At 64.7% G+C, this 14,004-nt stretch carries 9 protein-coding genes and 1 pseudogene; 6 read left to right on the top strand and 4 right to left on the bottom strand.

Going from position 1 to position 14,004, the window contains the following annotated elements; genetic code table 11:
* Positions 1–22: 22 nt before the first annotated feature.
* Together AX767_RS00890 and AX767_RS00885 are read right to left on the bottom strand one after the other, a co-directional pair.
* On the bottom strand, positions 23–652 hold the full coding sequence (locus AX767_RS00890; RefSeq protein WP_068627937.1) for a response regulator transcription factor: 630 nt from the start codon (positions 650–652) through the stop codon (positions 23–25).
* Positions 649–3,188: pseudogene (locus AX767_RS00885) on the bottom strand (PAS domain-containing sensor histidine kinase). The gene AX767_RS00890 and the pseudogene AX767_RS00885 overlap by 4 nt, the downstream one beginning before the upstream one ends.
* Positions 3,189–3,406: 218 nt before the next feature.
* On the opposite strand from AX767_RS00885, the gene aceE reads away from it, so the two are divergent.
* From aceE to AX767_RS00860, 5 genes are read left to right on the top strand one after another with little or no spacing between them, the layout of a single operon-like run.
* Complete coding sequence (aceE, locus tag AX767_RS00880) at positions 3,407–6,118, top strand: pyruvate dehydrogenase (acetyl-transferring), homodimeric type (RefSeq protein WP_068627936.1); 2,712 nt, start codon at positions 3,407–3,409, stop codon at positions 6,116–6,118.
* 40 nt (positions 6,119–6,158) lie between these two features.
* Positions 6,159–7,826 (top strand): dihydrolipoyllysine-residue acetyltransferase, encoded by a 1,668-nt coding sequence (gene aceF, locus AX767_RS00875; RefSeq protein WP_068627935.1) that lies wholly within the window; start codon positions 6,159–6,161, stop codon positions 7,824–7,826.
* On the top strand, positions 7,823–8,413 hold the full coding sequence (locus AX767_RS00870; RefSeq protein WP_068627934.1) for an MFS transporter: 591 nt from the start codon (positions 7,823–7,825) through the stop codon (positions 8,411–8,413). The genes aceF and AX767_RS00870 overlap by 4 nt, the downstream gene beginning before the upstream one ends.
* Positions 8,410–10,245 carry a dihydrolipoyl dehydrogenase gene (gene lpdA / locus AX767_RS00865; RefSeq protein WP_068627933.1) on the top strand — a complete coding sequence of 612 codons (1,836 nt, stop codon included), beginning with the start codon at positions 8,410–8,412 and terminating at the stop codon, positions 10,243–10,245. Before AX767_RS00870 ends, lpdA begins: the two co-directional genes overlap by 4 nt.
* Before the next feature lie 9 nt (positions 10,246–10,254).
* On the top strand, positions 10,255–11,211 hold the full coding sequence (locus AX767_RS00860; RefSeq protein WP_068627932.1) for a class I SAM-dependent methyltransferase: 957 nt from the start codon (positions 10,255–10,257) through the stop codon (positions 11,209–11,211).
* 64 nt (positions 11,212–11,275) lie between these two features.
* Here AX767_RS00860 and AX767_RS00855 read toward each other — a convergent pair whose 3' ends face one another.
* Positions 11,276–11,833, bottom strand: coding sequence for a C40 family peptidase (locus tag AX767_RS00855; RefSeq protein WP_068627931.1), 558 nt, complete (start codon positions 11,831–11,833; stop codon positions 11,276–11,278).
* Between the two features lie 288 nt (positions 11,834–12,121).
* On the opposite strand from AX767_RS00855, the gene AX767_RS00850 reads away from it, so the two are divergent.
* Positions 12,122–13,195: a PQQ-dependent sugar dehydrogenase gene (locus AX767_RS00850; RefSeq protein ID WP_068633225.1), complete on the top strand. Its 1,074-nt coding sequence runs from the start codon at positions 12,122–12,124 to the stop codon at positions 13,193–13,195.
* A gap of 3 nt (positions 13,196–13,198) precedes the next feature.
* Here AX767_RS00850 and AX767_RS00845 read toward each other — a convergent pair whose 3' ends face one another.
* On the bottom strand, positions 13,199–13,996 hold the full coding sequence (locus AX767_RS00845; RefSeq protein ID WP_068627930.1) for an alpha/beta fold hydrolase: 798 nt from the start codon (positions 13,994–13,996) through the stop codon (positions 13,199–13,201).
* Between the last annotated feature and the right edge of the window lie 8 nt (positions 13,997–14,004).

The raw sequence follows: 14,004 nt of genomic DNA, 5'->3' as shown, positions 1-14,004 counted from the left end.
ATCGCTATGGCAGCGATAGCGATCAAGCTTTGACGGGCGCCGCCTGTCCGAGCGCGATCTTCAACAGGTCGGCCACGGTGTTGGCATTGAGCTTTTCCATGATGTTGGCGCGGTGCGCCTCCACCGTCTTGATGCTGATGCCGAGATCGTCAGCGATCTGCTTGTTCAGGCGGCCGGCAACGATGCGCTCGAGCACTTGCGCCTCGCGGCCCGTGAGTTTGGAGAGCAACGCGTCGCGGCTGGCCGATTGCTGGTGCTGCGTGAAGGCGCTGCGTGCGTGTTCGAGCATGCGCTCGACGAGCGTGACGAGTTCTTCCTCGTTGAAGGGTTTTTGGATGAAGTCCATCGCGCCCTTCTTCATCGAATCGACCGCCATCGGCACGTCACCGTGGCCGGTGATGACCACGATCGGGAGCGGCGAGCGGCGTTCGATCAGGCGATCCTGAAGTTCGAGCCCGGTCATGCCGCCCATCCGGATGTCGACGATCAGGCAGGCCACCTCGCGGGGGTCGTAGCGGGAGAGGAATGATTCGGCGGAATCGAAGCACCGGACCCGGTAGTCCTTGCCTTCGAGCAGCCACTGCAACGAGTCGCGCACGGCTTCGTCGTCGTCGACCACGTACACGGTGCCCTTCTTGGGAATCAAACTCATGCGGGTACCTTTGCCTCGTCGCTTGCTATGGAATTGAGAGCATCGAACACCGGAATCCAGAAGGAAAAACGGCATCCGACCACGTCTGAACCATTGTAGATGTTCTCTGCCTGCATCCGGCCGCGGTGCGACTCCACGATGGTCCGGCACAGGTTGAGGCCGATGCCCATGCCTTCAGCCTTGGTGGAGAAGAACGCCTCGTACAGACGGTCCATCACTTCAGGCGCCAATCCCATGCCCGTGTCCTGCACCGAAAACTCGACTGCGCTCTGGCCTTCTATGACTTTGGGCAGAACCCGAAGTTCAACGCTGCGACGCGCCAGCGGCCGTTCGGCCAGATCGATGGATTCGGCCGCGTTCTTGAGCAGGTTGACCATCACCTGTTCGATCAGGATCGGGTCGACGCGCAGGACCGGGAGCCGCGCGGCGACGTAGTGATTCAGTCGCACATTGCGCCGGCGCAGCTCGATGCCGGCCAGTTCGACCGCTTCGGCAACCATCGTCGTCACTTCGGCGGGCGTGCGGTTGGGCTCGCTGCGTTTTACGAAGGAGCGGATGCGCTGGATGATCTGCCCCGCGCGCTGCGCCTGCTTGGAGGTCTTGTCGAGCGCGGCCAGCAGGGCGTCGTTGTCGATCGTCTGGTTCTTGATGCGCGACGACATGCCGTTGCAGTAGTTGGCGATCGCAGTCAGCGGCTGGTTCAGTTCGTGCGCGACGCTCGACGCCATCTCGCCCATCGTGATGAGCCGGCTGGCCGACTGAGCGCGATCCGCCTGTGCGGCCGCCTGCTCTTCGGCCACGCGCCGCGGCGTGATGTCGGTCGCGATCACCATCTGCGCCAGCCGCCCGTCGACCCAGGTGAGATAGCGCGACCGCACTTCGAGCCACTTGTTCAATTCGGGCACGAAGATCTCGTTGTTGGCCGGTTGCGCCGCGGTGAGCGTATCGATCGGCAGGCCGGCGAACGGGTCGACGTCGTCGAGCGACTCGTCGTGCGCCTGCGACGCTGGCACGCCGGCCTGCGCAACCAGCCCGAGATGGCCGACCGTGTTCGAGCCGAACCAGAGCCGGTACAGTTTGTTGGCGAACAGCAGTTCTTCACTGCCGATCGGCGCCACCGACACCGCCGCGTCGAGCGCCTCCAGCACGGTGGTGAAGCGCTCGTGCGACGCCGACAGCTGCTCGCGGATGCGCGTGGGCTCGGTGATGTCTGTCATCGACGTCATCCAGCCGGTCTGGTGCCCGCGCGCATCGATCAGCGGCGACACATAGAGCCGCGCATTGAATACGCTCGTGTTCTTGCGGCGCACCCGCACCTGGAAGCCGCCGGGCAGGGCGCGGCCGTGCAGTTCTTCTTCGAGCCGTTCGTTCATCACTTCGCGGTCGGATTCGAGCCAGTACGGAAAGGGCGGCGTCTGGCCGACCAGTTCGGCCTCGCTCCAGCCTGTCATCGCGCAGAACGCGGCGTTGACGTAGGTGATGCGGCCTTCGAGGTCGAGCACGCGCATGCCGGTGAGCATCGAGTTCTCCATCGCACGGCGGAAGTTGGTCTCGGCCACGAGCGCCTGCTGTGCCTGCAGCCGGCGCCGCGTGTGGCGCCAGGTGCCGATCAGCATCCAGCTGGTGAGCACGCTGAGCGCGCCGACCAGCCAGAACAGGCCGTTGCCGACGAAGCCCTGCGAGGTGCGGTACGCCTGCGCGCGCAGCACCAGCCCGTTGCCGACCGGCGAAACCGGCACTTCGTATTCGTTCGTGTGCTCCAGCCAGGGCAGGAGGCGCGTGCCCGCGTCGCGCGGATTGACGGTGTTGCCCGCGAGCACCCCGTTCTTGGAATCGATCAGCGACACCGCGTAGCGCGCCGACAGTTCGGGCGGCACGCCATAGCGCAGCAGCCCATCGATTGAAAACTCACCGACCACCGCCCCGCGAACAGGCCCTGGTCGTACATCGGGATGTGCAGCTGCAGCATCTCGGGCGGATCGGCGCCGGCGATCGGCTGCGAGAACACCGGCTGGCGTAATTCGCGGGCGAGCGCGTAGTTGCTCTCGGTGTCGCCCGGCCGCAACACTTCGCCGATGGCGTGCTGCTGGGAGGGATGCACGCTCGGCGCCGCATAGCTCGCCTTGAAGCGGCGGCGATCGTCGATCCAGCTGATTTCCTGCAACTCGGGAAATTGGCTCACGAGCGATTCCGAGCGGCTGGTGAATTCGGCGGCGTCGATTTCGCGGTTGGACGCATCGCGGGCGATGCGCATCAATTGCTCCTGCCGCTCCAGCAAGCGCAGGCGCACCCGTTGCTGCGCGTATTCGACATCGCGCTTGACCGACTCCTGCTCGCGTTCGAGCTCTTCGGCGCGCAAATACCAGAACGCGGTGACGATGGCCGCCAGGAACAGCAGCACGGCGGCCAGTGGCGCAAGCATCGCAACGGCGTCTTGCAGCACCGGCGTCTGGCGTCGCCACCAGCGACGCCACCACGACAGCGGCGAGGCATTCACAGCGCTGCGGGCGACCGCCATCGGGTAGGAAAAGGGCATCGGCGGAGTTTAGGTGAACGGCCGGAACAGTCACGATGACGCGGATTCACGGCGCTGCTTTCGATGAAGGAATCAATGTCACCGAATTGTGATGATATTTCATAATAAGAAATGAATACGCACGATTTGAAATCTCACAAATTATGTGGGAAACTCCCTCGCGCTGCCAATTCCGGCACTAAATTACCGCCACTAAACCCATAAACAGGAGAGACAAAATGTCGGCAAATCCCGAGAACCTGTTCGGCTCGGCCGCGAATGACGCGGACGCGCAGGAAACACGCGAATGGATGGACGCCCTGTCCGCCGTGATTCAGAGCGAGGGCCCGGAACGCGCCCACTTCCTTCTGGAGCAACTGCTCGAACACGCGCGGCAGAACAGTGTCGATCTGCCGTTCTCGGCCAACACCGGCTATGTCAACACGCTCGAGCCCGGCATGGAGGCGCGCAGCCCCGGCAATCTCGAGATCGAGCAGCGCCTGCGGGCCTACATGCGCTGGAACGCGATGGCGATGGTGGTCAAGGCCAACCGTTTGCATCCCGCCGACGGCGGTGACCTCGGCGGGCACATCGGCTCGTTCGCATCGCTGGCGAGCATGTTCGGTGCGGGCTTCAACCACTTCTGGCAAGCCGAGAGCGAAAACCACGGCGGCGATTGCCTCTACATCCAGGGCCACGTGTCGCCCGGCATCTATGCCCGCGCCTACCTCGAAGGCCGCCTGAGTGAAGAGCAGTTGCTCAACTTCCGCCAGGAAGTCGACGGCAAGGGCCTGTCGAGCTACCCGCACCCGAAGCTGATGCCCGCGTTCTGGCAATTCCCCACGGTGTCGATGGGCCTCGGACCGCTGATGGCGATCTACCAAGCGCGCTTCCTGAAGTACCTGCATGCCCGCGGCATCGCCAACACCGAGAACCGCAAGGTGTGGGTGTTCTGCGGCGACGGCGAAATGGACGAGGTCGAATCGCTCGGTGCCATCGGCCTGGCCGCGCGCGAGAAGCTGGACAACCTGATCTTCGTCATCAACTGCAACCTGCAGCGCCTCGACGGGCCGGTGCGCGGCAACGGCAAGATCATCCAGGAGCTCGAAGGCGAGTTCCGCGGTGCCGGCTGGAACGTCATCAAGCTGATCTGGGGCAAGGGCTGGGATGCCTTGCTCGCCGCCGACAAAGACGGTGCACTGCGCAAGATCATGATGGAGTGCAACGACGGCGACTACCAGGCGTTCAAGGCCAATGACGGCGCCTATGTGCGCAAGAACTTCTTCGGACGCGATCCGCGCACCCTGAAGATGGTCGAGCACCTGAGCGACGACGAGGTCTGGAACCTGCAGCGCGGCGGTCACGATTCGCAGAAGGTCTACGCGGCCTTCCACGCAGCGCAAAACCATGTGGCTCAGCCCACCGTGTTGCTCGTGAAGACCGTGAAGGGCTTCGGCATGGGCAAGATCGGCGAAGGCAAGAACAACGTCCACCAAACCAAGAAACTGACGGACGAAGACATCAAGGTGTTCCGCGACCGCTTCAACATCCCGATCCCGGACAGCCAGCTCGCCGAGATCCCGTTCTACAAGCCGGCCGATGACACGCCGGAAATGAAGTACCTGCACGAACGCCGCAAGGCGCTCGGCGGCTACCTGCCGCATCGCCGCACCAAGGCCGAAGAGAGTTTCACGGTGCCGGCGCTCGACGTGTTCAAGAGCGTGATCGAGCCGACTGCCGAAGGCCGCGAGATTTCCACCACCCAGGCCTATGTGCGCTTCCTGACGCAATTGCTGCGTGACCAGGCGCTGGGCCCGCGCGTCGTGCCGATCCTGGTCGACGAGGCGCGCACCTTCGGCATGGAAGGGCTGTTCCGCCAGATCGGCATCTACAACCCCGCAGGTCAGCAGTACACCCCGGTCGACAAAGACCAAGTGATGTACTACCGCGAAGACAAGGCCGGCCAGATCCTGCAGGAAGGCATCAACGAAGCGGGCGGGATGTCGAGCTGGATCGCGGCAGCCACCTCGTACTCGACGAACAACCGGATCATGGTGCCGTTCTACGTGTACTACTCGATGTTCGGCTTCCAGCGCATCGGTGACCTGGCCTGGGCGGCGGGCGACATGCAGGCGCGCGGTTTCCTGCTCGGCGGGACCTCGGGGCGCACCACGCTCAACGGCGAAGGCCTGCAGCATGAAGATGGCCACAGCCACATCCTGGCCAACACCATCCCGAACTGCGTGAGCTACGACCCGACCTTCGCGCACGAAGTCGGTGTCATCCTGCACCACGGTCTGAAGCGCATGGTGGAGAAGCAGGACAACGTCTACTACTACATCACGCTGCTCAACGAGAACTACCCGATGCCCGGCCTCGTTGCGGGCACCGAGGAGCAGATCATCAAGGGCATGTACCTGAGCAAGGCCGGCCCGACGCTCAAGAAGGCGCCGACCGTGCAATTGCTCGGCAGCGGCACGATCCTGCGCGAAAGCTTCGCGGCGCAGGAACTGCTCGAGAAGGACTGGGGCGTGAGCGCCTCGGTGTGGAGCTGCCCGAGCTTCAACGAGCTCACGCGCGATGGCCAAGACGCCGAGCGCTGGAACCTCCTGCACGCCGCCCAGACACCGCGCGTGTCCTTCGTCGGCCAGCAGCTGGCGGCCAGCACCGGCCCGGTGGTCGCCTCGACCGACTACATGAAGGCCTACGCCGAGCAGATCCGCCCGTTCATTCCGAAGGGCCGCACGTACAAGGTGCTGGGCACCGACGGCTTCGGTCGCAGCGACTTTCGCAGCAAGCTGCGCGAGCACTTCGAGATCAACCGGCACTACATCGTCGTCGCTGCGCTCAAGGCGCTGAGCGAAGACGGCACGGTGCCGGTCGCCAAGGTGGTCGAGGCCATCAAGAAGTACGGCATCAACATCGACAAGATCAACCCGCTTTACGCTTGAAGCAATAACAACCACGACGCCTCCGGGCGGGAGACACAACATGGCAGCAGTGGAAGTCAAAGTGCCGGACATCGGCGATTTCGATGAAGTCGCGGTGATCGAGGTGCTGGTGAAGGTGGGCGACACGGTCAAGGCCGAGCAGTCGCTGATCACCGTGGAGTCGGACAAGGCATCGATGGAAATTCCGTCGAGCACGGCCGGTGTGGTGAAGGAACTCAAGGTGTCGGTTGGCGACAAGGTCAAGCAGGGCTCGGTCGTGCTGGTGGTGGAGGCCGAGGGTGCGGCTGCACCGGCTGCTGCCGCTCCCGCACCGGCGGCGCCCGCGGCCGAATCGAAGCCGGCCGAAGCGCCTGCCGCAGCGCCTGCGCAAGCCGCTGCATCGTCGGGTCCGATCGACATCAAGGTGCCGGACATCGGTGATTTCAAAGACGTCGCCGTCATCGAGATCCTGGTGAAGCCGGGCGACACGATCAAGAAGGAGCAGTCGCTCATCACGGTCGAATCCGACAAGGCGGCGATGGAAATTCCGTCGTCGGCCGCCGGCGTGCTGAAGGAACTCAAGATCAAGGTGGGTGACACGGTCAACATCGGCGACCTGATCGCGGTGATCGAGGGTGTGAGCGGTGGCGATGCAGCCCCCGCCGCGGCCGCGCAAGCCGCGGCGGCGCCTGCGCCGGCCACCACGTCGGCGGCTGCGTCCGCACCGCAGCCCGAGTCCGGTGCGCAGAGCAGCCCGCCGGCGGTCGCGCACAACCCGACGGCCGCGCCGTCCGGCAACCTGCCGCACGCGTCGCCGTCGGTGCGCAAGTTCGCACGCGAACTCGGCGTGCCGCTCGACGAGGTCAAGGGCTCCGGCCCCAAGGGACGCATCACCGAACAGGACGTCCAGAGTTTTACCAAGGCGGTGATGAGTGGGCAGGCCAGCACGAAGGCGTCTGCAGCGAAGGCGCCGGCCGGTGGTGGCGATGGCGCCGCACTGGGCCTGATCCCTTGGCCGAAGGTCGACTTCACGAAGTTCGGCACGGTCGAGCGCAAGGACCTGTCGCGCATCAAGAAGCTCAGCGGCGCGAACCTGCACCGCAACTGGGTGATGATTCCGCACGTCACCAACAACGACGATGCCGACATCACCGACCTCGAAGCCTTCCGCGTCTCCACCAACAAGGAAAACGAGAAGTCAGGCGTCAAGGTGACGATGCTGGCCTTCGTCATCAAGGCGGTGGTCGCGGCGCTGAAGAAGTTTCCCGATTTCAACAGCAGCCTGGACGGCGACACCCTGGTCTACAAGCAGTACTACAACATCGGCTTCGCGGCCGACACGCCCAACGGCCTCGTGGTCCCGGTGCTGAAAGATGCCGACAAGAAGGGCATCCTGCAGATCAGCCAGGAAATGGGCGAGCTCGCCAAAAAGGCGCGCGACGGCAAGCTCGGCGGCGCCGACATGCAGGGCGGCTGCATGTCGATCAGCTCGCTCGGCGGCATCGGCGGCACGCATTTCACGCCCATCATCAACGCGCCCGAAGTCGCGATCCTCGGCTTGTCCAAGGGCCAGATGAAACCGGTGTGGGACGGCAAGCAGTTCGTGCCGCGCCTGATCCTGCCGATGTCGCTGTCGTACGACCATCGCGTGATCGATGGCGCCCTGGCGGCGCGCTTCAATGCGTACCTCGGCCAGGTGCTCGCGGACTACAAGCGGATCATCCTGTGACCACGGTGGTGGCCGTCCGAAAGGGCGGCCAGGTGGCGCTGGCGGCAGACACGCAGGTCACCTTCGGCGACACGCGCCTGTCGCACGCGCAGGAAGCCAACCGGAAGGTGTTCCACCTCGACGACGCGGAGGGGAGAAGCCTCTTCGCGGCCGCGGGGTCGGTGGCGCACTTTCCGGCGCTGCGGCATGCGCTGGCTGCGATGCCGAAGGACGAGCTGAAGCTGCGCGGCAAGGACGAGATCTACCGCACGTTTCTCAAGCTGCATCCGATGCTGAAAGAGTCGTTCTTTCTGCAGACCAAGGAAGAAGAACACGACCCGTACGAGTCGAGCCAGTTCAGCCTGATGCTGGCGAACGCGAGCGGGATCTACGGCGTCTACAGCTACCGCGAAGTGTTCGAGTTCAAGCAGTTCTGGAGCATCGGCTCCGGACGCAGCTTTGCGCTCGGCGCGATGCACGCCGTGTATGCGAAGGCGCGCTCGGCGCGCGACGTGGCAGAGGCCGGCATCGCCGCCGGCTGCGAATTCGATCGCAATTCGGCCGGACCGGCCGACGTATTCACTCTCAAGTTGAAGGTGTCCTCATGAGCGAACAACAAATCCAGGTGCCGGATATCGGCGATTTCGACGAAGTGGCCGTCATCGAGTTGCTGGTCAAGGTCGGCGACACGGTCAAGGCCGAGCAGTCGCTGATCACGGTCGAATCCGACAAGGCGTCGATGGAGATTCCGTCCTCGGCGGCGGGCGTCGTGAAGGCGCTGGCCGTCAAGGTCGGCGACAAGGTCAAGCAGGGCTCCGTGGTGCTGACGTTGGAGGTCGACGGCGCGGCAGCGGCCGCACCGGCACCGCCTGCACCGGCGCCTGCCGCCGCAACTGCGCCGACAGCGGCAGCAGCGCCCGTGCCATCGGCAGCGCCGGCTGTCAAAGCCGTCGCATCGTCCTACAGCGGCGCGGTCGACATCGAATGCGACGTGGTCGTCATCGGTGCCGGGCCCGGCGGCTATTCGGCGGCGTTCCGTGCGGCCGACCTCGGCCTCAAGGTCGTGCTGATCGAACGCTACGCGACGCTCGGCGGCGTGTGTCTCAACGTCGGCTGCATTCCGTCCAAGGCACTGCTGCACGTCGCGTCGGTGATGGACGAGGTCAAGCATTTCGAGTCGCTCGGCGTCACGTTCGCGGCGCCGACGATCGACCGCGCCAAACTGCTCGGCCACAAGAACAAGGTGGTGGGCAAGCTCACAGGCGGTCTGACGGCCATGGCGAAGATGCGCAAGGTCACGGTGGTGCGCGGCGTCGGCAACTTCATCGACCCGTACGTCATCGAGGTCGACGAGAGCACCGGCACCAGTTGGGACACGACCGGCAAGAAGCAGAAGATCCGGTTCCGCAACGCGATCATCGCGGCCGGCTCGCAGTCGGTCAGCCTGCCGTTCATGCCCAAGGGCGACCCGCGCATCGTCGACTCCACCGGCGCGCTCGAGATGGGCACCGACCCCAAGCGCATGCTGATCCTGGGCGGCGGCATCATCGGCCTTGAGATGGGCACGGTGTACTCGACGCTCGGCGCACGGCTCGATGTGGTCGAAATGCTCGACGGCCTGATGCAGGGCGCCGACCGTGACCTCGTCAAGGTCTGGCAGAAGATGAATGCGCCGCGCTTCGACAACATCATGTTGAAGACCAAGACGGTCGGCGCCGAAGCGACGAAGGAGGGCATCAAGGTCACCTTCGAAGGCGAGAACGCACCGAAGGAACCGCAGCTTTACGACCTCGTCTTGCAGGCTGTCGGGCGCAGCCCGAACGGCAAGAAGATCGGTGCCGAGAAGGCCGGTGTGGCCGTGACCGACCGCGGCTTCATCAACGTCGACATTCAGATGCGCACGAACGTGCCGCACATCTTCGCGATCGGCGACATCGTTGGCCAGCCGATGCTGGCGCACAAGGCGGTGCATGAGGCGCATGTGGCGGCCGAGGTGATCGCGGGCGAGATCCAGGGCAACAAGGAGCTCGCGAGCGCGGCTTTCAACGCCCGCGTGATTCCGAGCGTCGCCTATACCGACCCGGAAGTCGCCTGGGTCGGCCTGACCGAAGACCAGGCCAAGGCCGAAGGCATCAAGGTCAAGAAGGGCCACTTCCCGTGGAGCGCCTCGGGCCGCGCCATCGCCAACGGTCGCGACGAAGGCTTCACCAAGTTGCTGTTCGACGCCGAGACGCACCGCATTCTGGGCGGCGGCATCGTGGGCACGCATGCGGGCGACATGCTCGGCGAGATCGTGCTGGCGATCGAAATGGGCGCCGACGAGATCGACATCGGCAAGAGCATCCACCCGCACCCGACGCTGGGCGAGAGCATCGGCATGGCGGCGGAAGTGGCGCACGGAACCTGCACGGACTTGCCACCGGTGAAAAAAGCCGCCTGACGGCGCCCGATGCGCGCCCTGCTCGACGCCATCGCACGCACGAACCCGACCGCCGAGGTCGGCCGCATCTTTCACGGCCGGGGCGGGCTGCACCCCGGTTGCGAACACCTGGCGCTGGATGCGTTTCAGCCCGTTCTGCTGTTGACGAGCTTTCGTGCGATGAGCGACGAGGAGATCGGCGCGGTCGGCAACGCACTGGAAACGCGGTGGAATGAACTGGGCGCGGGCCCGTTGAACTGGGTGCTGCAACTGCGGGATGGCGGCCGCACCGAAACCCGGCTGATGGCCGGCGCGGTGCCCGAGTCGCACGAGGTCATCGAAGACGGTACGCGCTATCGCGTGCACCTGCTTCAGGGCCAGAACCACGGTCTGTTCCTCGACATGAAGGCGGGCCGCCAGTGGGTGCGCGCCGAGGTGGCGCGGCGCGCGACCGCCCATGCCGCGGCGCGTGCCGAGGGCGGTTGGGCACCGCGTTTGAAGGTGCTCAATCTCTTCGCCTACACCTGCGCTTTTTCGGTGGTCGCGATGCAAGCGGGTGCCGAGCAGGTCGTGAACATGGACATGAGCAGCGGCGCCCTGGCGCTCGGTCAGCAGAACCATCGGCTCAACGGCGTCACGAGCGGAGTCAGCTTCCTCGCGCATGACATCTTCAAGAGCTGGGGGCGCATCGGCCGCGGAGGCCCTTACGATTTGGTGATCGTCGATCCGCCGAGCTACCAGAAGGGCAGCTTCATTGCCACCAAGGACTACGCCCGCTTGCTCAGGCGGTTGCCGGACCTGATGGCGCCGGGCGGTCATGCGCTCTTGTGTCTCAATGCACCCGAACTCGGTCCTGATTTTCTGCAGCAGCAGGTGCAGGACGCGGCGCCCTCGCTCCTGTTCATGGAGCGGCTGGCCAATCCGCCGGCCTTTGCCGATGTGGCGCCGGAGCGTGCGCTCAAGGTGCTGGTCTATCGCGCGCGTTGAATTCGTTCAGCCCAACAAAAAACCCGCCGTCGGCGGGTTTTTCGTTGGGCTGAACCGCTTCGATTCAGTCGCCGATCTTGGTGGCGTCGCCCTGCACGGCCTGGACGCGGCGACCACCGTCGAAACGACGCTGCCAGTAGCTACCGTTCATGTCTTCCACCCGAACTTCGGAGCCGGTGCGTGGCGAGTGGATGAACTTGCCTTCGCCCATGTAGATGCCGACATGGCTGAACGCGCGGCGCATCGTGTTGAAGAACACCAGGTCGCCGGGTTTCAGGTCGGCGCGGGCGACCGGCTGCGTGGCGGCGGCCTGCTCGACGGCGCGGCGCGGCAGCACGAGGCCGACGGTCTGGTTGTACATGGCGCGGACGAAGCCGCTGCAATCGAAGCCGGTGTCGGCGCTGTTGCCACCGCGACGGTACGGAACGCCGAGGAAACCGACGGCGGTCACAACCAGTTCCGACGTGCGATCGGTGACGGTTTGGCGAACTTGATTGAGTTGGGCGATCAAACCCTTGTCGGCAAGCATGCGCTGCATGTCGTCGGCGCTGTGCTCATCTTGCGGAACGGCATATGCCGCGAAGGAGATAAGGAGGGCCGGGAGTAAGACGAAAAATCGCATGGTGCGTAGGATATTGATGACATTCGATGATGTCAATTTCATGCGAAATCGCGATTGTGCTTGCAACTCCATGTTTTGTATGGATTTTCTTCACATTCCGCATTGTCAGTTTGTAAAGTTGAAAGTTATTCGCGATAAGCGATTCATCCGATGTAACCCAAAAGAGTGTCAAACATCGCGTATTGGAAGGCAACGTCGCGATGAATTGCCGCCAATGCGCGTGAAAGGAACCCCATGTCGAGATTCAAATGGCTGGCGCAGCCCGGCGAAAAAGCGCTGATCGCGTTGATGTTGTGCAGCGCGGGGATGGCCTTTGCCGCGCCGCGTGCCCAACCGGTGGCGACGGGGCTTGAAAATCCTTGGGGTGTGGCCTTCCTGCCGCAGGGCAGGTTCCTGGTGACGGAGCGTCCCGGGCGCTTGCGGGTGGTCGAGCCGGACGGCCGGGTCAACGCCCCGATCGCCGGGTTACCGCCGATTGCCGCGGGTGGACAAGGCGGTTTGCTCGACGTGCTGGCCGACAGCCGCGTCGACAGCAATCGCACCGTCTATTTCTGCTATTCGGAGCCGGACGCAACCGGCGCGGCCAACAGCACCGCCCTGGCGCGCGCGCAGTTGTCGGCCGATCGCACGCGGCTCGAGAACGTCAAGGTGATCTTCAGCCAGCAACCCAAGGTGGCCAGTCGCGCGCATTTCGGCTGCCGTATCGTGGAGTCGCAGGACGGCAATCTCTTCCTGACGCTCGGCGATCGCTTCAGTCGCAAGGAAGACGCGCAGAAGCTCGACAACCACCTGGGCAAGGTGGTGCGGGTTGCCAAGGACGGCAGCGTGCCAAAGGACAACCCGTTCGTCGGCAAGGCCGGCGCGCTGCCGGAAATCTGGAGCTATGGCCATCGCAACGGGCAGGGTGCCACACTCGCGCCCGATGGTCGCTACTGGATGACCGAGCACGGTCCCCAGGGGGGCGACGAGATCAACATGCCGCAGGCCGGCCGAAATTACGGCTGGCCGCTGATCACCTACGGCGAAAACTACGGCGGCGGGAAGATCGGTGACGGCCTCACCGCCAAGGCCGGGCTGGAGCAGCCGGTGCACTACTGGGTGCCGTCGATCGCGCCATCGGGCATGGCGTTCGTCACCAGCGACAAATACGGTGCGACCTGGAAGGGCAACCTGTTCGTCGGTTCGCTGAAGTTCGGCTACCTGGACCGCATCGTGTTCAAGGACGGCAAGGTCGTGGCCGAGCACAAGCTGCTGACCGACGGAAAGGCGCGCATCCGCGACGTGAAACAGGGCCCCGATGGCCTGCTGTATGTGTTGACCGACGAATCGGACGGCAAGCTCTTGAGGCTGCTGCCCGATTGACGGTCAACCCGCGCAGGCCGGCAGCGGCAGGGTCGGCAAGATGGCGCGCCAGAGTCGTGTCCATTCGGGCCAGTCGTGGCCGCCGGGCGTCGTGAAGACGCGGTCGGCCGGCAACGCCGCGACCAGCAAACGGTGGCTGAAAGCAAAACGGTCTTCGGTGCCGTACCCCAGATACAGCGGCGGGCGGTCGGTCGGTGCCGGTGTGGCGGTGTATCCCTTGAGCCACTTCCACAGACGCGTTTCGCGCTGGCTGCGGTCGTCGCCCGGCGTTGCGTCGAGCGCGCCCTGCCAGCGCGCGAGACCGCCGGCGTTGGCAATGTCTGCGCTGAGCAAGCGGTCGCCGAGATAGGGCGCGAGCACGACCAGGCCTGCCAACTCGCCGGGACGTGCCTCTTCGTAGATAAGCCCACCGAATCCGCCTACAGAGATGCCGACGATCCAGATCGCGCGATAGCCGCGCGCCTTGGCGGGCCCGATCACGTCGTCGTGCAGCCGGTCGAGGATGGTCGCCCGGTTGTAGTAGCCGAGATGGGCGTCGACCCGCATCACGTCCACGGCCAGCCGGCGCTCCTGCACGGCGCGCACGAAACCCTCGCGCACGAACTCGTCGGGGTGCGAGTACGCGCCGGGCAGCAGCACGAGCAGGGTGTCGACCTGTGCAGCGCATTGGCTCCTGTCGAGCGACACATCCATTGGAATCTTCGTGGTGCGAAGGCCGCCACATCCGGTGACCAGGGCCACCACGGCGGCGCAGACGGCCATGGCCAGGAATCGGGTCGGCTTGGCACAGAGGATCGGCATGCGGGCCG

It is taken from the genome of Variovorax sp. PAMC 28711 (genome assembly GCF_001577265.1).
In the GTDB taxonomy this organism is placed as follows: Bacteria; Pseudomonadota; Gammaproteobacteria; order Burkholderiales; family Burkholderiaceae_C; genus Variovorax.
Note: the sequence above shows the minus strand (reverse complement) of the source record. Positions and strands in the feature narration are given on the sequence as shown.